This window comes from Pantoea sp. B623, from assembly GCF_024814475.1.
GTDB lineage: Bacteria > Pseudomonadota > Gammaproteobacteria > Enterobacterales > Enterobacteriaceae > Pantoea > Pantoea ananatis.
In genome coordinates, this window is sequence record NZ_JANUXM010000003.1 from 255,458 (window position 1) to 275,791 (window position 20,334).

The 20,334-nt window shown below is 49.2% G+C and carries 20 protein-coding genes and 1 pseudogene; 7 read left to right on the forward strand and 14 right to left on the reverse strand.

The features are described from left to right. Window positions 1-12: 12 nt before the first annotated feature. The 9 genes from NXS97_RS01745 to NXS97_RS01785 all read right to left on the reverse strand — a co-directional run bounded on the left by NXS97_RS01745 (window position 13) and on the right by NXS97_RS01785 (window position 8,987). Window positions 13-984 carry an XdhC family protein gene (locus NXS97_RS01745; RefSeq protein ID WP_116220091.1) on the reverse strand — a complete coding sequence of 324 codons (972 nt, stop codon included), beginning with the start codon at window positions 982-984 and terminating at the stop codon, window positions 13-15. Continuing rightward, a complete protein-coding gene (locus tag NXS97_RS01750; protein WP_013028040.1) occupies window positions 981-1,580 on the reverse strand; it encodes an NTP transferase domain-containing protein in 600 nt (199 codons plus the stop codon). Before NXS97_RS01750 ends, NXS97_RS01745 begins: the two co-directional genes overlap by 4 nt. A gap of 2 nt (window positions 1,581-1,582) precedes the next feature. Then, on the reverse strand, window positions 1,583-3,919 hold the full coding sequence (locus NXS97_RS01755) for a xanthine dehydrogenase family protein molybdopterin-binding subunit (protein ID WP_105078519.1): 2,337 nt from the start codon (window positions 3,917-3,919) through the stop codon (window positions 1,583-1,585). Continuing rightward, on the reverse strand, window positions 3,916-4,908 hold the full coding sequence (locus NXS97_RS01760; RefSeq protein ID WP_013028038.1) for a xanthine dehydrogenase family protein subunit M: 993 nt from the start codon (window positions 4,906-4,908) through the stop codon (window positions 3,916-3,918). Before NXS97_RS01760 ends, NXS97_RS01755 begins: the two co-directional genes overlap by 4 nt. Then, the gene (locus NXS97_RS01765) at window positions 4,905-5,393 is read right to left on the reverse strand and encodes a (2Fe-2S)-binding protein (protein ID WP_014333021.1); all 489 of its coding nucleotides are present in this window, start codon (window positions 5,391-5,393) and stop codon (window positions 4,905-4,907) included. The genes NXS97_RS01760 and NXS97_RS01765 overlap by 4 nt, the downstream gene beginning before the upstream one ends. Before the next feature lie 216 nt (window positions 5,394-5,609). Further along, the gene (locus NXS97_RS01770) at window positions 5,610-6,437 is read right to left on the reverse strand and encodes a metal ABC transporter permease (RefSeq protein ID WP_019106861.1); all 828 of its coding nucleotides are present in this window, start codon (window positions 6,435-6,437) and stop codon (window positions 5,610-5,612) included. Further along, window positions 6,437-7,297, reverse strand: a complete 861-nt coding sequence (gene sitC, locus NXS97_RS01775) for an iron/manganese ABC transporter permease subunit SitC (protein ID WP_014333020.1) — start codon at window positions 7,295-7,297, stop codon at window positions 6,437-6,439. Before sitC ends, NXS97_RS01770 begins: the two co-directional genes overlap by 1 nt. After that, entirely contained in the window at window positions 7,294-8,115 is an 822-nt protein-coding gene (locus NXS97_RS01780; protein WP_072139191.1) for a manganese/iron ABC transporter ATP-binding protein, read from the reverse strand. The genes sitC and NXS97_RS01780 overlap by 4 nt, the downstream gene beginning before the upstream one ends. After that, a complete protein-coding gene (locus NXS97_RS01785; RefSeq protein ID WP_233266582.1) occupies window positions 8,112-8,987 on the reverse strand; it encodes a metal ABC transporter substrate-binding protein in 876 nt (291 codons plus the stop codon). Before NXS97_RS01785 ends, NXS97_RS01780 begins: the two co-directional genes overlap by 4 nt. Window positions 8,988-9,345: 358 nt before the next feature. On the opposite strand from NXS97_RS01785, the gene NXS97_RS01790 reads away from it, so the two are divergent. The 4 genes from NXS97_RS01790 to NXS97_RS01805 all read left to right on the forward strand — a co-directional run bounded on the left by NXS97_RS01790 (window position 9,346) and on the right by NXS97_RS01805 (window position 10,965). Continuing rightward, on the forward strand, window positions 9,346-9,636 hold the full coding sequence (locus NXS97_RS01790) for a hypothetical protein (RefSeq protein ID WP_013028032.1): 291 nt from the start codon (window positions 9,346-9,348) through the stop codon (window positions 9,634-9,636). A gap of 229 nt (window positions 9,637-9,865) precedes the next feature. Beyond that, window positions 9,866-10,111, forward strand: a complete 246-nt coding sequence (ycgZ, locus tag NXS97_RS01795; RefSeq protein ID WP_013028031.1) for a regulatory protein YcgZ — start codon at window positions 9,866-9,868, stop codon at window positions 10,109-10,111. Between the two features lie 169 nt (window positions 10,112-10,280). Continuing rightward, window positions 10,281-10,568, forward strand: coding sequence for a hypothetical protein (locus NXS97_RS01800; RefSeq protein WP_013028030.1), 288 nt, complete (start codon window positions 10,281-10,283; stop codon window positions 10,566-10,568). 142 nt (window positions 10,569-10,710) lie between these two features. Then, entirely contained in the window at window positions 10,711-10,965 is a 255-nt protein-coding gene (locus NXS97_RS01805; RefSeq protein WP_014604571.1) for a biofilm/acid-resistance regulator YmgB/AriR, read from the forward strand. An 88-nt stretch (window positions 10,966-11,053) separates the two neighbouring features. On the opposite strand, the gene NXS97_RS01810 is transcribed toward NXS97_RS01805, so the two are convergent. Next, the gene (locus NXS97_RS01810; protein WP_013028028.1) at window positions 11,054-11,248 is read right to left on the reverse strand and encodes a hypothetical protein; all 195 of its coding nucleotides are present in this window, start codon (window positions 11,246-11,248) and stop codon (window positions 11,054-11,056) included. A gap of 369 nt (window positions 11,249-11,617) precedes the next feature. After that, the gene (locus tag NXS97_RS01815) at window positions 11,618-12,346 is read right to left on the reverse strand and encodes a YoaK family protein (protein ID WP_014598206.1); all 729 of its coding nucleotides are present in this window, start codon (window positions 12,344-12,346) and stop codon (window positions 11,618-11,620) included. A 335-nt stretch (window positions 12,347-12,681) separates the two neighbouring features. Between NXS97_RS01815 and NXS97_RS01820 the strand changes: the two genes are divergently transcribed. The 3 genes from NXS97_RS01820 (at window position 12,682) to NXS97_RS01830 (ending at window position 14,042) form a co-directional block, all read left to right on the forward strand. Further along, entirely contained in the window at window positions 12,682-13,014 is a 333-nt protein-coding gene (locus NXS97_RS01820; RefSeq protein WP_013028026.1) for a hypothetical protein, read from the forward strand. A gap of 20 nt (window positions 13,015-13,034) precedes the next feature. Continuing rightward, complete coding sequence (locus NXS97_RS01825; RefSeq protein WP_014604569.1) at window positions 13,035-13,409, forward strand: RidA family protein; 375 nt, start codon at window positions 13,035-13,037, stop codon at window positions 13,407-13,409. 396 nt (window positions 13,410-13,805) lie between these two features. Beyond that, window positions 13,806-14,042: a hypothetical protein gene (locus tag NXS97_RS01830; RefSeq protein ID WP_013028024.1), complete on the forward strand. Its 237-nt coding sequence runs from the start codon at window positions 13,806-13,808 to the stop codon at window positions 14,040-14,042. A gap of 2,013 nt (window positions 14,043-16,055) precedes the next feature. Here NXS97_RS01830 and NXS97_RS01835 read toward each other — a convergent pair. The 3 genes and pseudogenes from NXS97_RS01835 to NXS97_RS01845 all read right to left on the reverse strand — a co-directional run. Beyond that, a pseudogene (locus NXS97_RS01835) lies at window positions 16,056-17,128 on the reverse strand (integrase core domain-containing protein); the annotation flags it as partial. 360 nt (window positions 17,129-17,488) lie between these two features. Beyond that, the gene (locus tag NXS97_RS01840) at window positions 17,489-18,460 is read right to left on the reverse strand and encodes a ParB family protein (RefSeq protein ID WP_013028021.1); all 972 of its coding nucleotides are present in this window, start codon (window positions 18,458-18,460) and stop codon (window positions 17,489-17,491) included. Window positions 18,461-18,467: 7 nt separating this feature from the next. Next, entirely contained in the window at window positions 18,468-19,667 is a 1,200-nt protein-coding gene (locus tag NXS97_RS01845) for an AAA family ATPase (protein WP_013028020.1), read from the reverse strand. Window positions 19,668-20,334: the final 667 nt, after the last annotated feature.

Sequence of the window (20,334 nt, forward strand, 5' to 3'; positions counted from 1 at the left end):
GCTGGTATAATATCAGTGTTGGTTTTTGACCCTTACGATATCGGCCATCACTGATAACGCTATCTCCGCAGGCGTTTTACTGCCAATGGCCAAACCTATCGGTGCCTGAATCCTGGCCAGCTCATCCTCAGCCAATCCGGCTAACGTCGTTAAGCGTGCCTTACGCTTAGCGCTGTTTTTTACCGATCCCATGATGCCGATATAAAAAGCGTGCGTATTGACCGCTTCCATCATGGTTAACTCATCAATACGGGGATCGTGTGTTAACGACACAATGGCAACAGCAGCATGGGCACCGTTTAACTCCAGCCAGCGCGCAGGATGCTGCGGCACAATCGTCACGTTGTCTTCACCCGAAAAATGACGCTCCAGTTCACTTAACATTGCCGAACGGTGCTCACAGACGCGCACATGAAAACCCAGAAGTTGCCCAAGACGAATGCATTCAAACGCAACCGTGGAATACCCTGCCACCAACAGTTCAGGAATCGCGCCGACTGGCAACACGATGTCGGGGTCCTGATAGCTAAGCACGGGTAAGGCGGCCGACGTTGCAACCCTCTCCCACGATGCGCGCTCGCCCACGGACAACTTTTTGATCATCCGGGTTTGGCCGATAAGCGCCTGATGCATCGCACTTAACAACGCGCCGCTGAGCATGTCAGGAAGCAGATGTTCCACCAGCACGTCCAGACGGCCGCCACAAGGCAACTGCACCCGGGTTTGCCGTCCGCCATCACCATATCGGACAACCTGGCTGCTTATCCGGTAATGCCCTTCCGCCAGACGTGCCAGGAAATCTTCTTCGATGCAGCCGCCAGAAAGCGAGCCACAGCAATCACCGCAGGCGTTAATCGCCATCATTGTCCCCGGCGCGCGTGGGGACGAACCCCAGGTGCGAAGCACGGTGCACAGCCAAATCGCCTGTCCCGCCTGATGCCAGTTCAAGGCCGTTTCGATAACCCGCTGATCCAGCGTAATCATGAGCTGCTCCTTACTCGCAGTAGGTCTTCCGGGTAATCAATATCCTCCAGGCATCCCCGATCGCTGAGCGGCACATAGCGGATTTGCTGGTTTAACAGCAAATGTTGTGCCCCCGTATCGCCTGAAAGCTGTTGCAGCGCGGGAAAAAATGCTCGCTGGAAGCCAACCGGATGGCCTGGCTGTCCTTTGACCCACGGGCGTACAAGCGGTGAAGCATGCAACGCCTGCTCCACCGCCTGATAGCTGTCAGTCGTGACAAAAGGCATATCGCCGAGCGCGATAATGACGGCATCATAGTCCAGGCAGGCGCTGACGCCTGCTGCTATGGAATCTCCCAGCCCCTGACTGACACAGAAAACAGCACGCACGTTGTCCAGCAGCACATGAATAGCCTTATCTTCCGGGCGCGTCACAACAATGATATCCATACCGCTTGCCCTTGCCTGTTCCAGCGAATGCCGGAGGACGGCTTTTCCTTGCAGTACCGCCAGCAGTTTATGCTGGCCGCTTGCCTGTCGAAACCGGCGGCTCATCCCCGCCGCCGTGAGCACAATCGCCGTCTTCACATCCGCCTTCCCGGCAACCTCGCTGCCCATATTTAAAGGATTTTATCCAGCGTGATGGGTAAATCCCTGACGCGCTTACCGGTCGCGTGATAAACCGCATTGCTGATAGCCGCAGCCACGCCCACGATGCCCAGTTCACCGACCGTTTTTCCGCCCATGCTGGTGGCCTGATAATCAGGCTCGCCGACATCAATGGTGGTGATCTCGGGAATATCCGCATTCACTGGAATCAGATAATCGGCAAGATTATTGTTAATCACCCGACCATTACGCGGATCGATAATGCCGCCTTCGAGTAATGCCTGACCTACCCCCATGATCATGCCGCCCACCCACTGACTTCGGGCGAGTTTAGGATTATAAAGTCGGCCACTGTCGAAGGCCGCGACCATACGTTTCAACCGTATGGTGCCAAAGTCTTCGTCCACCCGCACCTCAACAAACTGTGCGCTCCAGCTGTGGGCCGAGACCGTATCCGGTCGGCTCATTTCATTCAGGCTACCGGTAACGCTGTCCCGTTCCTGCGCAGACATGTCCGGTGAAAACGTGCCGCCTTCAACGCTGAGCCCATTAAGGTTAGCCAGCTTAAGCAGCGCCCCCAAATCAATGGCCTGAGACGGTTTAGCCGTGAGATGGATGCCACCCAGGGCCAGAGTGAGTTGGTCATGCGAAATGCCGGCAAGAGGGGAACCTGAGGTCTGACTGGCCAACGCCAGTAAACGGGCGCGCAGCTTTTTCGCGGTAACGTCTACGGCAGCGGTCAGATTCCCTGCCAGCTGGGAGCCGCCCGCAACGCCAGCCCGGGGCAGTTGCGTATCGCCTAATTCAACATCAATGTGCTGTGAATCAACGCCCAGAATGTCTGCGGCGGTTTGCGCAAGTATGGTGTAAGTACCGGTACCAATATCCGCTCCTGCGCACTGCACAACGAACTGACCTTGCGGAGAAAGCAGGATTTTAGCTTCCGCAGGCATGGTGTTGACCGGATAGGTCCCCGAGGCCATTCCCCAGCCAATCAGTTCGCGTCCTTCACGCATCGATCGGGGCGCCATGACGCGTTTATCCCAACCAAACGCCTCAGCCCCTTTTTGGTAGGCCTCTTTAAGCCGACGTGAACTCCAGGGAAGATCTTTTTGGTAATCACGATCGGCCCAGTTAAGTAGCCGAAAAGCCAGGGGATCAAGATCCAGTGCGTAAGCCATCTCATCCATCGCCACTTCAAGACCGAACGCGCTGGGGTTTTCACCCGGTGCGCGCATCCAGCCAGGCGTCACCGTATTAATAGGTCTGACCTGATGTTGGGCAGAGAGGTTTTCGATGGCATACATGCGGCCAGTGACCTTGCTGCAGTTTTCGGCGAACACGTCAATAAGTGATGTCTCACTAAAACTGCGCAGGATAACGGACTGAATCTTTCCTTCCCGCGTCGCCCCCATTTCCAGCTGTTGTGAGGTTGCCGGACGTCCGCCCAAACCCGTGAAGGTTTGCGGTCGCGTCAGTGACACACGAACCGGACGATTGAGCGCGCGCGAGGCCACACAGGCCAGCGCAACATGTGTGTAAGGCACGGGCTTAGAACCGAAGCCGCCCCCCACATAGGGCGAAATGATACGCACCTGTTTGGGTGAGATGCCCATCCATTCCGCAATTTCGACCTGGGCGCCCATCACCCACTGGCTGGGTTCCCAGACGGTCATATGATCGTTCTCCCATTGTGCAATACAGCCATGGGGTTCCATGGGCATATTGTATTCACGCGGGGTCGTGTAGCGCTGATTGATGCGGACTTCAGACTGGTTCATGGCGCTCTGCGCATCACCCATCTCAATATCCTGAGGTGGGAGCGGCTTGGGTTCCACCCCTTCATCTGTCGGTGATATCAGCGCAGGCGTGGTGTCATAGTCAATCTCTACCAGCGAAGCTGCGTAAGTTGCCTGTTCGAAGGTTTCGGCCACCACCAGGCCAATGTTCTGACCGTTGTGAATAATCACGTCATCCTGGATCGGCGTGTAGGTTGTCTGCGCGGCGCCCCCGTCAGCGATTGCCGTCGGCTGATGAATTTTCAGTGAATTGAGATGCGTATAAACGGCAATAACACCCGCTGCGCTTTCTGCTTTAGTGGTATCCATGTGTCTGATGCGACCGCTGGCGACGGTGGACTGGATGACCACGCCGTGCACAGCATTCTCGGGTGTATGTTCGATCGCGTAACGCGCTTTTCCTGTCACTTTAACCTCACCATCACCCCGGGTGCGCGGCGTTCCCAGTCCTGACAGGCTTGCGGGTGCGCGGCGATAGCGTTCGTTGTGATCGCCTGTGGAATCCACGGCGTTCCCACTGTGAAGCAGGTCGTTTTGGTCATGGGTCATACGATTTCTCCTGCCGCCATCAAGGCGCGTGCGATTACCCGCGGTGTAAGCTGTATTTTATGCGCATTCCCGGAGAGCGCCTGTGTTTCCTGGTTAATCAGCTCTGCAGCCTCATACAGCGTTTGGTGCTCAAAAGGCTGTCCTGTCAGTGCCTGTTCAATGCGGCGCGCGCGCCAGGGTTTTGTTGCCACACCACCTAAAGCAATATGGACCGTTTCGATCATTCCCTGATTAAGCGTGAGTCCAACGGCTGCACTGGCGCTGGCGAATTCGTAGGAGGTGCGATCGCGGACTTTTAAATAGTGAGACTGCTTAAGCGCCGGGGAGCATGGGATCTCAATGGCTACGATGATTTCATCCGCCAGCAACGCATGTTCATGATGGGGTGTATCACCTGGCAGAAGAAAGAAATCTTCAATCTGAATGCGTCGGCTCTGCTGCTGGCTGTTTTGCACCACAACCGTTGCATCGAATGCCGTCAGAGCGACCGCCAGGTCGCCGGGATAAACCGCCACACAGTGGTCGCTGTTTCCCAGAATAGCGTGGTTGGTATTCACACCATGCCGCGCAGCGCAGCCGGAGCCAGGCACGCGTTTATTGCACGCAGAGAAGGTGGCCGGATCGCGATAATACGCGCAGCGTGTGCGCTGGCATAAATTGCCGCCGATGGTAGCCATGTTGCGAATCTGAGGCGACGCCGCCTGCCATAAGCTGCCGTACAAAGCCGGCGCCTCGCGTTCACAGGCCGGATGATTCGCCAGCTCACTCATAGTGACCAGAGCGCCAATGGTGATGTTATCCTGACCAAAATCAATCGCAGACAAGTTGGGTAATCCAGCGATATCAGTGAGCCGGGACGGCGTAAAGACACCACATTTCATTAAATCGAGTTGTGTCGTCCCACCCGCGATAAGATGATTTTGGGGATGTTGTTTGGCGCCAGCAGCATCCTCAACGGACTGCGCAACCTGCCAGTGAAATTCATTCATCGTGCCTCCTCCGCCATTTCCGCCGCGGCCTGTTTAATGGCATCAAGAATGAAAGGATAAGCACCACAGCGGCAGAGGTTGCCACTCATATATTCCCGAATTTCGTCGTCAGAACCGGTATGGCCTTCTTTGATACAGGCCACCGCAGACATAATCTGACCTGGCGTACAGTAGCCGCACTGGAAACCATCATGCTCAATAAAACAGCGTTGCACCGGGTGCAGTTCACCCGAGGACTGTTCCAGACCTTCAATTGTGGTCACGGCTTTACCTTGCGTCTGCACGGCCAGTGTCAGACAACTCAGTACCCGCTGCTCGTTTACCAGTACGGTACAGGCACCGCACTGCCCCTGATCGCACCCTTTCTTGGTACCGGTCAGGTTAAGATGATCGCGCAGCGCATCTAATAAGGTTACGCGAGGATCGATGCTGATCTGTTGGGTCTGACCATTGACCTGCATCGTTAACGGTATTGTTTCTGACATTGTCTTTTTCCCATGGTTGCAGGGCCGGTTAGGTGATCGGTTACTTATACATAACGGGCGAGATAAGAACGGGGAAAGCCGGATAACCCTGATGTTTACATGCGTATGTACGTCATTAGGTTTAGCACTTATTTTCAGGGTAAGAGGTAAAAAGACGACGATTGCGTTAATTAACACGGCTGGTCGCCCTGTTCATTCAGGCGACCAGCACAGTAATCAGCAGGAGGATTTAGACAGGCGAGAAAGTTTATAGTGAGTGGTGATAAAGCTGACGATAAAGACCAGAGCGAAAAGCACCACAATAGTTGGTGCGGGAGCACTGTCAATAAAAAATGAGAGATAAACGCCGCAGAGTGAGACAACCAGCGAAACAAACGTCGCCAGTATCAACGCATGGGAAAACCGATCCGTCAGCAAAACGGCAATCGCTCCGGGTGCAATAAGCAATGAAATCGATAAAATAATCCCTACTGCCTTAAGCGTTGCCACAATGGTCAGAGAGACCATACACAACAGGCTATAATGCAGCCAGCGCACCGAAAGCCCGCACACCTGAGCCTGTTGAGGATCAAAGCTGAACAGCATGAAATCGCGCCATTTCAGACCGACGACAGCGACAATCACAGCGGCAATGCCTAACGTCTGAAAAATATCGCTTTGGCTGATCCCCAGCATATCGCCGAATAAAATATGGTCGAGGTGGATCTCCGGTTTCAGGGCGATGTACAAAATCAGGCCAACCGCAAACATCCCGGAAAAAACAATACCCAGAACCGTGTCCTGCTTGATTCTGCTGTTCTCTTTAAGGTAGCCACTGGCGACAGCACAAAACAAACCGGCACTGAATGCGCCCACTGCCAGAGGTAATGCCATCATCCACGCCAGCACTATGCCTGGAAAGACAGCATGACTCATCGCATCACCCATCAACGCCCAGCCCTTCAGGACCAAAAAGACTGACAGCAGCGCACAAGGCACGGCAACCACCGCCGCGATGAGTAAAGCATGATTCATAAAACCAAACTGAAAAGGTTCCAGCCACATCATCTTGTCTCCCGCACAGCATGCGCCTGGGCACGACGACGATTCGCCAGCACACCGTGCTTAGGCGCAAAGATGAAGGCCAGTAAAAACAGTAACGTTTGCGCAACGACAATAATGCCGCCCGTTGCGCCATCGAGATAATAACTTGCCCACGCGCCCATAAAGCTCGTGATGCTGCCAATGGCAACCGCGATGGCAAGTAGCCGGGGAAAGCGATCGGTCAGCAACCAGGCCGTTGCGCCTGGCGTGACAACCAGACAGATAACCAGAAACGCGCCCACAGTTTGTAACGCAGCCACGGTCGAAACGGCCAACAAAGTGAAAAATAAGATCTTAAGACGCACCGGATTTAAACCAACGGCGCGAGCATGGTTTTCATCGAAAAAGGTGACCATTAAATCTTTCCATTTGAAAAACAAAATGGCGACAGAAGTCAGTCCGATAATAAGCAGCTGAATGATATCGGAAGGCGCAATAGCCAGAATATTGCCCAGCACGATAGTCTGAATATTTACCGAAGTGGGATTGAGGGAAACCATAAACAGCCCAAGGCCGAAGAACGAAGAAAAAATCAGGCCGATGATGGTATCTTCTTTCAGCCGCGTGCGCTGGTTGAGCAACAGCATGCTCCCTGCCGCTAAGCCCCCTGATAAAAAAGCGCCCAACGCAAACGGCAATCCGAGCATGTAAGCGCCCGCGACACCGGGAACAATAGAGTGTGACAGCGCATCACCAATAAGCGACCAGCCCTTTAACATCAGATAACAGGACAGAAAGGCGCACAGCCCGCCGACCATGGCTGAAATCCACATGGCGTTCAACATATATTGATAACCAAAAGGTTCAAGGAGCGCGGTCATCGTTTACCCCATGATGAATGCGTGTCCGTGGATGCAATAACCGGCCGTTCATGATCGGCGATAACCTGCGTGATACCGCCCTCAGTCATGACATGGCGCAGTACGCCACTGAATGTGCGCTCCAGATTCTGCTGCGTAAACGTCGTCGCCGTGGGGCCGCTGGCAAGAACCGTGCCTTTAACCATGACGGTGTAATCACAAAACTCGGTCACGGAGCCAAGGTTATGGGTCGAAACCAGCATAGTTTTTCCTTCCTCCTTTAGCTCACGCAACAAGCTGATGATTTTGGCCTCGGTATGAACATCAACGCCGGTGAAGGGTTCATCCAGTAAAATCACCTCGCCCTGTTGCGCAATGGCCCGCGCAAGGAAAACGCGTTTTTTCTGGCCGCCGGAAAGCTCACCGATTTGGCGATGGCGAAAATCCAGCATGTCAACGCGTGCCAGCGCGTCAGTCACCCGATCGCGATCCTGCCGTTTAGGGATACGCATCAGGCCCATATGTCCATAGCGCCCCATCATAACCACATCATCCACCAGAACCGGAAAAGACCAGTCAACCTCCTCGGCCTGCGGCACATAGGCGACCAGGCTACGGCGAAGCGCCTTACGCGTTGGCAATCCCAGTACGCTGATATGGCCCGATCGCGCAGGCACAAATCCCATAAGCGCTTTGAAAAGCGTAGATTTACCCGAACCATTTACCCCGACGAGTGCAGCAATTGACCCGGCTGGCACGCTAAAGCTGGCGTTGTGCAACGCTGTATGCCCGTTACGGTAGGTTACCGAGAGGTCCGAAACGACAATTGTGGGGTTCATGGTGTTTTCATCCCGTCCTGAATGCCGTTTACCAGCGTCTGGGTGGTAACTTTCAACAGGTCAAGATACGTTGGCACAGGCCCGTTGGCCGCGCTTAATGAGTCAACGTATAACACACCGCCATAATGTGCGTGCGTTTCGCGCGCGACCTGGCGTGCAGGTTTATCGGAGACGGTGCTTTCACTGAAGATGACGGGAATGGCATTCTTTTTCATCTGATCGATGACGTTCCGAACCTGCTGTGGCGTTCCCTGCTGATCGGCATTGATTGGCCAGAGATAAAGTTCTTTAAGCCCTAAATCACGTGCCAGATAGGAAAAAGCGCCTTCGCTGGTCACTATCCAGCGTTTGTTTTCTGGTATGGCGGCGAGTTGCTTACGAACAGGTTCGAGTGCTGCAACGATCTTTTGCTTATAGGCGGCTGCGTTCTGCTGATAGGTGCTGGCATTGGCCGGATCGTGCTTTACAAGCGCATCACGAATATTATCCACATAGATCAGTGCGTTATCCGGAGACATCCATGCGTGAGGATTGGGTTTGCCATTATAAGGTCCTTCCCCTATTCCTATTGGAGAGACGCCCGTTGAAACAACAACTTCAGGAACGCCTTTGAGATGTTGATAAAAACGTTGAAACCACAATTCCAGATTCAAACCATTAGCCATCACCAACTGTGCACCCTGTGCACGTTTAATATCGCCAGGGGTCGGTTGATACTCATGAATTTCGGCACCAGGTTTGGTGATTGACGTCACCTCAGCCGCCTCCCCCGCCACATTTTTTGCCATGTCAGCAATAACGGTGAAGGTCGTGACAACCTTAAATTTATCAGCCGCATAGCTGTTGAGGCTAATAAAAACACTCAACATCATGCCAAGTGTTGAAACCGATAATTTACTCACCATGTTCGTCATCCTGAGATTAATGAAGAAAGCGCCAATAATTTAGCCCGTGCTAAATTTTATAGCACAGGCTATAAAATTCACACAGAAACACTTTGTGAAGTTTTTTAATGAAATGAATGGAAGTTTTAAGTTTTGTAATGCAGAGTGGCTAACTAGTTATTCTGAAAGTAAAAGTCCAGCAGTGTAGCGCCATCGAATAATGAAGAAACCGTCCTGATGCAGGTCCATAAAGTGGATGGATCAACGCTGAGCGCGCGCAGGGTAAAACAGGAACGCTATGCTTTGCTAAAATAAACTTGTCGTATGAAAGGCAAAGGAGGTCATTTTGTTACTTTCCCAGCAGCACCTGACAAACACGATCATCGGAGAAGCCGCTCTGAACCTGATCGCCATCAATCAGGACGTCAGTGTGGAGTCTCTTGTCGATGAGCTTAAAGTAATGACCCGGTCTGAAGTGGATGAAGCCAGGCTGTCACAGCTCGATGATGCAACCAAATGGCTGATGGGTTTCAGGCAAATTGGTTCGCGCCTGACTTCAGGCAGAGGCTGGTCTGCACGCAAATCAGCGTTTTCAGGATCTTCAGACAACGACGGCGATGACATTGTCATAAAATAGTTCTATGCTCATATTTTACGCATTGTGTTAACTTTTAAGCTTAATTTTGGCACAATGCTTGATAACATCCGCCCTACTTCACACCTCTGTAACTCTCTGTTTTTAATCAATTAGCATTTTTTGCACAAAAAACTCCCGTTAAGACCATCAAAATTCTGTACAAGTTTTTGAAAGATGTATAACTTTCGCTCTATGGCAAAGTACATTTTAACCACCTGAGGATAATCGTATGCGTCAGAACGGACATGCACCGGATAATACCAGCGACATCGCCCGTTACTTCAGCCAGGCAAATTTGCCCTCTCAGCAGGAAACGCTGGGTGAGATTGTTGTTGAGCTACTGCGCGCAGGCCAAACACTTTCACGCAAAGCAATTTGCAGTAAATTGCTCCATCGTCTTGACGGTTGTGATGCCACAGAGCAGCAACGTCATTACCAGGAGCTAATTGGATTACTGTTTAGTCGCGAAAGCTAATATAAATTTAATGCTTTAAAATTAATTCGTTACCTGAAGTAATTTCTGATCGGGCAGTACCATGTTTACTCACAGGGATAGTACTGCCCACAGCTGACGCGGGAAGGTTAGCTGTCCCCCGTCATCGTAGCCGGAGCGTGGCTACAAATTCGTAATCAGAGAAGCCAGTATGTACAGAAGTGAAGAAGAAAAAATAACGGATGTCATGATTGGTGAGGCCGTTCTGATCTTACTGAAATCAGAAAGTCCGATATCCAGCAATGCACTTATTGCTCAACTTGAAGCAATGGCAAGTGAAACCGAGGACGCAACCAGGCTGAAAGCCATCAAAGTTGCGATTGTTGAAGTACAAAAAGGCATGGCCACAGCGAACAGTCGCCGCCGGGTGGATCTTCCCGAGCGCGATAAACACCGTTTGAACAACGACGGCCCACCAGAAGGCTCTAAAAAACACTGACGCTGGCGTCTAAGATTTAAGCTGTGCCAGCGAGAGAAAAGATGGGCATCAAAGTGTGTTATGCCTGGTAACCCTTACTACTTAATGACCTTGTCGGCTGACTCCTTAAGACGCAACTGACGATTCTTAGAGAATGATAACTATGCAACAGAGCACATCAGATTTAGCCATCATCGAGTTTTTTCGCAGTGAGGGAGAGCATCTTGCTCAGGAGACTGAGCTGCTTGGCAGAGTTATCAGAAATATTGTCAGTGACGAAAAACGCGTAACCAATAAAGCGATCATCCTGTACCTCATTGCAGAACTCGAATCGACGGATGATGAGTTCCACATCGAACTGTTACGCAGAACTCTTGAAATCGTGGTAGGACGTACGCCAGACGATGCAGGTGTGTAGTTTCGCATCTGACATCTGTGGTGAGGGCGTTTATCCTAAGTCAGCGTGAGTTTGTTGACCTGCAACGCAGCCAGATTGCAGGCCACTCTTAATGCATTTTGCGTGAGAAAAAATGGATTGCGCGCTGGCAAAGTACTTTAAATCTTTTGTCTCGGCTGTCCTGACTTAAACGAAACAATGCATCTGTGATCTGGTGAAACTGCACGGGCTCACCTACCTTCAGAAGTTCACTCACCACCGCCCCAATCAGCGCACGAATGTCGTTGTCTTCATGGTTATTCACATAACCTCCAACCGGTGTATGTATATACAGACTAACACTTTTGTGGTCAGGAAAACAAAGCCAGCAGAGGAAATAAACCTTAAGCGAAGCGGTAGAATCTACTTATATTATTGATTTAGTTATACAATAATTTTATTTTTCCACGACCAATCTAGTGAAATGGTAATTCTTTTCTAAATCGGATAAAACGTAAATTTCTATTACTTTTTGTCAGTTTTATGGACTTGTTCACCGGTCATATTCTGGAAGTTAATCCCTCTATTTAATTTGCTATACCACTTTTAAAATACAGTCTTAAATTAATTATTCCTGCTAATAATGGCGGCACCTGAAATAAAATCTCACGAAACCGCCATTTATAAAAATCAACTAGTAAAGCTTTTTTGCATTATACAATGTAATAACAATCGCGCCAGCTGCAAGGGCGATGAGGAAAATCCCCAGTCCAATCATAGCGTTAAATGCATAGGTTTTAAAAAGTAATAGCCCGACAATGCACCCCGTTAAAAAAGATAATACCGTGGTTAAATGTGTATAGAGCTGCTTCTGGGCAAATCGTCTGTCGCAAGGTTCTGCTCGGGATATAAAAGATGATAAATAGGAACCTAAGGCGATGCCTGCGTCAGTTAGCGTACCGGTAATATGGGTTGATCTGACACGGCCGTTCGACAGTTGCGTAGAAGTCGCATTATGTAAGCCCATCAGGAAGCCCAGCATCAACAATACCTCACCGTTGTAGCTGGGTGAATAAAACCATTTTTCGAAGAGTGACGCTGCCGTCAGTGCAAACCCTTCAGCCAGAATGATCAGGCAGAAGATGGTTCTGATTTTCCGTCTTTCGCCGGCAATAATGAACAATCTCGCGGTGGTACAACCGATCACAAACGCAGAAATCAGACCCGCAAGGAAAACCAGACTATCAAAGTCAGAAGTGAAAACTTCGTTAGAAATCTGAGAAGTATTACCGCTCATGTGTGACGGAAAAAAACCAAACGCGCCTAAAGCCATTGCGTTGAGTATCCCGGCAGTCGTTGCCAGTGCCAGTGCCAGATATCTATCCTCGGTATGTGACCGTATTTTCTTCTTCTTTATCAGCACGCGGTTCCCCTATAAATGTGCATAAATATCAGTCTGGATCCTGAGGCTCCAGACAACTAATAGTAGTATGCTTTTAAAAACTCAGCGGTGAATACAGATAAGTCTGGGTCTGTAACCTGTTAATTGTATTGATTTTTATAGTTTCATTGACTGATTTCATAAAACGTCAATGCCGGTCATATTTTTTATGCTGCTTATGGCCAGGGCTGGTGCCTGGTGTAACCCGATAGCCTAATCCAGGCAGAGGATTTAACTAATAGCGCTATTTATGGCAGGATATGCGACCGGACTGATGCCCCTGTTGGCCAGTGAGAAGAATGACTCTGGATGGATAGATGACAGTACTAAAACCCGCTTTTCTTATCCCTGCCGCCCTTGTCGTTGGGTTCCTGGGGTGGTGGCTGACACCTCATTATGACGCTGAAGATGAAAACTACTACATTTCTGTGCTCTGCGCCGTACCTCAGCAAAATGAGCAACAGCTGCAGAAAGACATGAAAAACGTTATAGAAGGCAGTAATTCAGACTATGCGTTGCAAAAAATACATTTTGTTCCTGGCCTGGCCGCTCGGGTGATCGACAACTGGAAAAGTCTGACTCAAGAACAGCAGCAGCAGGCAGCACTTAGCAATCATGCGTGCTCGCAGCTGCTAATGACCAACAAGTAATATATTGGGAGTTAAGCACTATGATGCCTGTACGGAAAAACTATGCTTCGCTTGGGGAAGTCACTGCCCCCTATGTCCATGCCGTCAGCCACAATCAAACACTCTATGTCTCAGGCTTAACGGCGTTTGGCACGCCTGCAAACCAGGGGGATATCGCGGCGCAGGCTGAAGTGATTTTTGATCAGCTGGAAAGCATAGCGGCGGCTGAAAACACCTCTCTGCAGCAACTCATTAAGGTCACCCTCTTTGTAACCTCTTTTAAAGATATTGATGCACTCCGCAACGTGCTGTTTAAACGTTATGGTGATTATTTACCTGCGAGCGCATTGGTACAGGTTAGTGCTCTGTTCTCACCTGACTTGCTGATTGAGATCGACGCAATCCTGGGTCTTTGAACATTTATAAACCTCATTTTCTGGGTTATGAAAAGGCCAGAAATTGAGGTAACGCAATGATGTTCGAGAAAGTACTTAATCCAGTGCAACTCACTGGCAATGGGAGCAAAGTTTCATTTCGCGCAAAGCCGTTCAAACCACGCAGAGCGACCTGAACCTTCGCTGGCTGTTATCGACAGATATATCAGATGACGACAGATGTTTTCAGGCCTGGCATCTATTCCGGCAAAAAAGACACAACAAATTCTGATCATAGGGCATGATTAACATCTGATTATGATCGTCTTTCCCTTCTCTCATCCTTGACCCAACGTTTTATACTTCAGTTGCCGCACCGTCAGATGGCATTGAACGAACAGGTTTATGCGTAAGTGGCACAGTGCTGAAAGGCTATAAATGCCCCTGACGTTAGTGATGCTGAGTAATCTGGTGGAAGTTCTGGAATCGTTGAGTAACAAAGCCCCCTGCCCTACCCTTTACTTACCTGAAGCTCAGTGCTGGCTAATAGCCACTGACCATTATTGCCTTGAAACGCGCATGACACATGAATTGTCACTGAACTCTCATCTCTCCATCTTCACCCATTACCGCTTTCACTCTGCGGTCACGCTGGCAAAGACATTTTCGTCTTGAGAGATACGTATGTTGTCGAATCGCCGCTTGTGCCTTGTCTTCGTGAACGCTTACGCCAGTCGCACTCCACGCCGGGCTGAGCAGTTTCAGTTAACTAGGAAGGCTGCGCGCTTTTCGGCTTGAATGCTGAACCAGTGGCTATCTGCTCATAAATAGAAATCGTGTAAGACTCCCATTTACACAAGGCTGATATACGTGGCGCAAATTGCCATTAGGTGCATAAGGAAAATTTCAGCCTGAAATCGCCAACATTTAGGTGTTACTGATTACAGTGAACGTTTAAGTGGCATTCACTGTAATCAGTAAAAGAGGAAATAATAACCAGCCAGAGGATAAATGATTTTTTTTAACGTCAAAAACACAGACAAACCTGTATATTATGTTAAATAAGCAGGCACTGTCGCAGATTTACGCGCCTGGAATCTTTGACGTCCTGAGAAGACAGCGACGTATTTTTACTTTGATTTGGCTAAAACACGTTAATACCGCCACGTGGATTTCCCTTCGTGGCGAGTCGTCATTTATCTGCGTTAAAGCGATTTTAAGCCTGTTAAAGACAGTTGTCCCCAACCCACCATCATGTGAACATTACTTTTAACCAGAGTGAGCAATGCATCTTAACCGTTCACTGTACACTGCAACCCAGGTACCTAAGTTAAGCCTGGATGATGCGATCAAAAAACCCTGTCTAAACGGCCACTCGCCAGCGAGGCTTGCCTGTTTTGATAATGACTGCATTCAACAATTTCATGCAGCAAACCCATTGATAAGTATGAATTTCAGCCTGAAATCGCCAAACAGGTCATCTGCGATTGCTGATTACAGTGGTTGTAATTCGCTGTAATCAGTATCGAAAGTCGTTCCCGTGATTGACGCGGGATGTAGCCTCAGCAGGATGAAATAAACAAAACTCAGCCAACATGAGCATGTTATGAGTGAAGACCAGAACAGTTAATCTCAAAAGGATCTCGTTGCCGATTCACTGTAATCAGTTTTTCATCATGGATGGGAATGTGACAGTGCCACACATAGTAGAATCAAGCCTATGACCTACGTTTACAGATTACAGTGAACGTCGGGTTGGCCTGAATGCAGCTTATAGTATTTAGTAAAAACATCATGCCAAAGCCATAAGCCGTTAGCTTTCGCCCGGGCATCACGGTTCTGTAAGGAATAGCGTTTTTCTCCTCCTGCAGGCACTGATGCGAATTTGATAAAATGCTGTACAGCATCAGGCTTTTACTTTCATTAGCGCCTAACAGAACGCTTTCGCTCTCCAGCCTTGTCTCTTACTGATTCGAATAATACCTGGGCTGAAACGGGTTTTGGATGATGACTGCACCGATTTCAGCTTGTCGCTGTGCATTCTGTCGTCGCGTCAGCGCTCGTTTTCACTAAATCGTTATGTTATCAACGTGAGGCCGATTGCCAGGCGTGAATCTGTTCCGCTTAAGCGAAAGGCCAGAGTCACGATGCAAACTGCGACATGTTTTTTAGCATCGGGGCATGAAACCAACTCCATGTGCTTAACTTACTTACTCCTGAAACGCCTATCAGTAAGGCGAAAGATTGGCGCATGTCTCTGTCATTAAGGCTTTCTCAACTTATCCACTTTTTCTGTGGATAACTAAGGGATATTTTCTGTATATCAATTTAACCAGAGTTTGACCGGGACGTTCGTCTTCAAAAAAATAACAAAGCAAAACCCTGACGCATTGACTTCTCTCAGAAACCGAGGGATTACTTTTTATCTCTGACTGAATTTCAGGCTGAAATCGCCATCATAAAAACAATATTTTTCATGAAGATAGGGTTGAAAAAAGCGTCGCTTTCGCCCTGACACCGATAATCCACACACTGCTAAATCTCTTATTGCAATCACAGCAACACCGCTAATTGAGATGCCGTCGAAAAATTGCTGTATCCGTCTCTGTTTGTGTAAATATCGCGCAGACTGCATCCAATAAAAATCATCGACGTGATTTGCCCCCACAGCATTGAGCACAATAGACCGTTAGCCACGTCGATTGGGTTACCTTCTCTGTTAGCATTTTGCCAGCCCACTGCTAACCTCGCTGACGTCAGATAAATCACTCAGGAATGAGGCTGAAACGCTTATAGTCCTTCCGCCAGTCGTTAATGTTTTTTTTGGGTGAACACTTTCGCTTAACCCGGGCTTAATCTGACACGCCTTTAGAAAACTACCATTTAAGCTTTCGATAACCCCATAGGTATTTGATCGCCCGGCTGAATAAGCCGAAGCTTAACGCCATGCGCAAAGGTCCACTGGTTCAGTGCCCGCCAGGTAAACGCTGGTGCAGAGTCTGGTCTGGTCTTAACGTTACCGGATAGCCATGAAATAGCACAATACTGTCCAGAATACGTGTGACCTGCATGCCAGATATACCTGAGGTAAGAGAAACTGACAGGTATTCATTGGTAAAATCATCAACGCAGATATAACACTTTATTCTGCGTCAGGATGCCTGTGGCGTCCATGACGAAATACGGTGACCACGACAGACCAGGAGCAGCAAGACGGAGCAGAGGAAGGCGTTCTGTAACCCGTACTCTACGACCTCGCCTGCAATTAACACCCGAGCCGCTGAGATGGTAAAGGCATCACAAGTACTTGTGATTAACATGCAGGCCTTCTCGTTGCCGTAGTTTCCCGCTATACGGCGCTAACCGAAACGCCGTCGCTCAGGTGGCAGCGCAATCGAGCGCCCTGAAAAATGCGCATCAGCCACCGGAGGCTGCTTCTCATGGCAGCAAGTCGACAGGAACAAATCAGCATACGTGCACGCACGAGGTCGTGACAGACTCATCACTTTACACCTCACTGCAACCGCTTCCCGCTTGCGATCTGTCGTCAGTATTATCGGCTCAACCACCTGTAATGCATCTTCACTCAGGCATCACTTCTGCAAGTCACTTCCTGAGACGGGCTCTCTCTTCTTCAGACGTTTTACTTCAGGGAGTGCAAAGCCATTAAATGTCTTACGCCAGGCGCAAAAGTTTGCGTCAGAAATAATATGCTTACGGGAGGAAATGCCAGCCTCGGCTATGCAAGCGATACTGATGATCTGTTCGTACGAAAACTGTCTTCATTGGGATGTCCTTGCGTTGCTATAACATCATGTTGTGGCCAGCAACGGGGAGCAGATCAGTCGAATCAAAAATCTTTTAGCACCGAGGCAGACAACCACATTAAAACCACAGGCGGCAGGCGGCAGGCGGCAGGCGGCAGGCGGGAAATATAGCGAATTTCATTTTGGGAAAGTAAATTAAAACATTTTAAAAACAGTATCTTAGAGATAAATTTCAGGCTATTTATTTGGCGATTTCAGCCTGAAATTCGCTATAGCGATATCGAATATTACAGGGATAAAGGAAATATGAGGAAATAAAAAACCAGACAATCGATTTGCCTGGTTTGATGTGTTTCATCGGGTCATATACTTCTTCAATGTCTCAGCAATGACCTTATCTAGTTCGTCCTGGAGTTCTTTGGACTGGCGGTTAAACTCATAGCTAAACATTCTTCCTCGCGTTTTTTTGCGCGCAAATCGATCCTTATCAGCAAAGGACCAGAGAGCCACCGCTGTGGTTTTATCTTTCTCAGGTTCTTTAACGAGCGTCTGGCTGCCCTGACGAATCAATCTCAGAATTGTGTTTTTTAACTCGTCCTCAGCCAAACCATCACGAGCCCTGACAACATCGATTTCAGCCGAGATAGCGTTTATCAATGCCTCGACGGTTTGCCCGGTCTCACTCAGTTTATCCGCAGCCTGAAGCAAAGCTTTATAATCAGGATAAGTCAGCTCTGACTGATTAGGAAAAAGAGAGATCAAATCAGCGGGAACGCTGGCAGCTTGTAAAGCACGGGTGACCTTGGCTTGCGAAAGGCCCTGATTTTCAGCAATCTCTTTTTGGGATAAGCCGCCGTCTTTGAGCGCCAGTAATCGCATCCCGACTTCACGCAAATTATGCTCACGAGCCGTCTGAATATCCTGCGCAAGCCTGCGTGCCTCATCCGGAGTGATGACCGCATCGGTCACAAGAATATCCAGACCGGTTTTACAATAAAGTGCTGCCGCGCGACGTCGTGAGCCGTCCAGTATCTCTATACGTTCGCCTTGCATCACACCAATGGCAGGGAAGAACTGCTGAAGCTTAATCGTGCGGATAATATCCCGCAGTGAGTCAGGCGTAAGACCAGACTGATCGCGACCATTCGTTTCCATGGTCACAAAGGTTTTGCTTTCTATCTCATTCGCAGGAATGTGTTCAAAACGGAATACGGCACGTTTTCCTGTGGCAAGAACAAACGTCTGCGAAGGGTTATCAGAGAGTTTTTCTGTGTTTAACGGTGTCTGGCTGAAGGTTCTGCCGATCGTTATTCTTTTCGCACTCATAAAAACCTCAGTTCAGGCGGATAAATTCAATGCGGTCAAAAACCGCTTTAGCGAAGTCTTCGGCGGCAGAACGAGCGTTTTTCAGCGCCTCACTGCTACCTACATAGGTTGACGGGTTAGCCGATATAACCGTGTCAAACGACTCACCGCAACGCTCAAAACCATCCAGACGGGGCAGGGTTGCGTCCAGCATGTCGCCGCCGAAAATTTCTTTAGCAAGGCTGTGGCAAAGTTTATGGTCTGCTTTGTTAGAGAGCTTTGACATAAACCCGATATTGCCCTGGAGACGGCATACGGCTCCCGACTCTTCAATAATGCCAATCAGCTCTGGTAAACGAGTCAGGTATTTGAGGGTAGAGTGGAAATCTACCTGTGCCGGTGGGACTGGAGTCATCAGGAGATCGGATGCAGCGATCGCATTCTTTAAAAATGCATCCAGATGTGGGCCACTGTCGATGAAGATGAAGTCGTAATCTTTTTTAAGTTTAGACACGACATTATCGTATAACACCGAATGAATGTTTTGCCCTGGCAAATGAGTGGCACACAGCTGATCCCAACTTGATGCAATAAATGCGTCATCTATTGATGCAGGTAATACGTCCACACCGGGAATAATGGATGAAACGATAAATTCACTTACCAGCTCATCCCGTGTGACGTTTTGTAGCATCGCCTGAGCGGCAGTCGCCTCCACGAGCCCGACAGAACGCTCGTGATTCAAAAACATCGTGGCAGAAGACTGTGGGTCGAGATCAATCACAAGGATGCGCAGGTCTTCATATAAAAGGTGAGGGTGAGCCCGAAGAGCGTGAGCCAGAGAAACAGTAGAAACCGTCTTGGAAACGCCGCCTTTAAGATTCCCCACAAATAAAGTAAAGGCTTCAGTGTGACGATCGCGATATTTCGGCACGCCGCGATGATGATAGATATCAATAATGTTCTGAATGGACATGGCGTACTTCACCGAGCTACCGGCAGCGCGCTTATCGAACTGATAACCACTCTCTTCCATTTCGTTTACGGCATAATCAACGCTGGCGCGGGTCAGTTTTGGCAGTTTAGCCAGAGCCGCCTTGGCATAAATTTGGTAGTAGCTGTTTTCCTGCAACTCAAGCTTTTGTGCCTGAATTTGTTCAGTAAGGCTCAATAACATGCGTTCGGAACGCTGAGCAACTTTCATGACCTGACTATCATCGTTAGCCATACTTACTCCAAATATGTAGGATTTATGAATTTATACCTAAATCCTGCACACAAGGCAACAAGTTATCATATCAACGCAATACTGTGTTAAATGTAGGACTCCTGATTTCTGTGACTTTGTTCGCGCAATTCACTGTGATGAGCGGGACACATCTCGAGCTCGCGCACATGAAATACCGCCCATTCATCTTCACAGCCTTAACCTTGACGCTTGATCCAGCACACGATAAGGCTGACAAATTCTATCTCCTGTAAAAGCTGGTAAGAAAAGGCATCAATAACAGTGTCGAACGTTCACTGTAATCAGTGAATGAATGCATTCGAATTTTTGCAGACCTGATGGAGGTCAATTCAGTTCCAATACGTGTTAACCGTAAGCAGGAGGGCCAGGCCAATATGCTGATTTCACCGCATATCTGGATCACAGATTCATGCCGGTTGGCAGCGGTAAGATCGCTAAACTGAAAGATTCACTATAGTCAGCAAAAGATTCACTGTAATCAGTAACGAGGGATGGGTGCATCATGAGTTCAGGCCGATGTGTGGCCCTGCATGTGAAGCCGGTAGACAAAAGGGTACTGAGTTGAACGGACTGGCAACTGGCAACTGGCAACTGGCAACTGGCAACTGGCAACTGGCAACTGGCAACTGGCAACTGGCAACTGGCA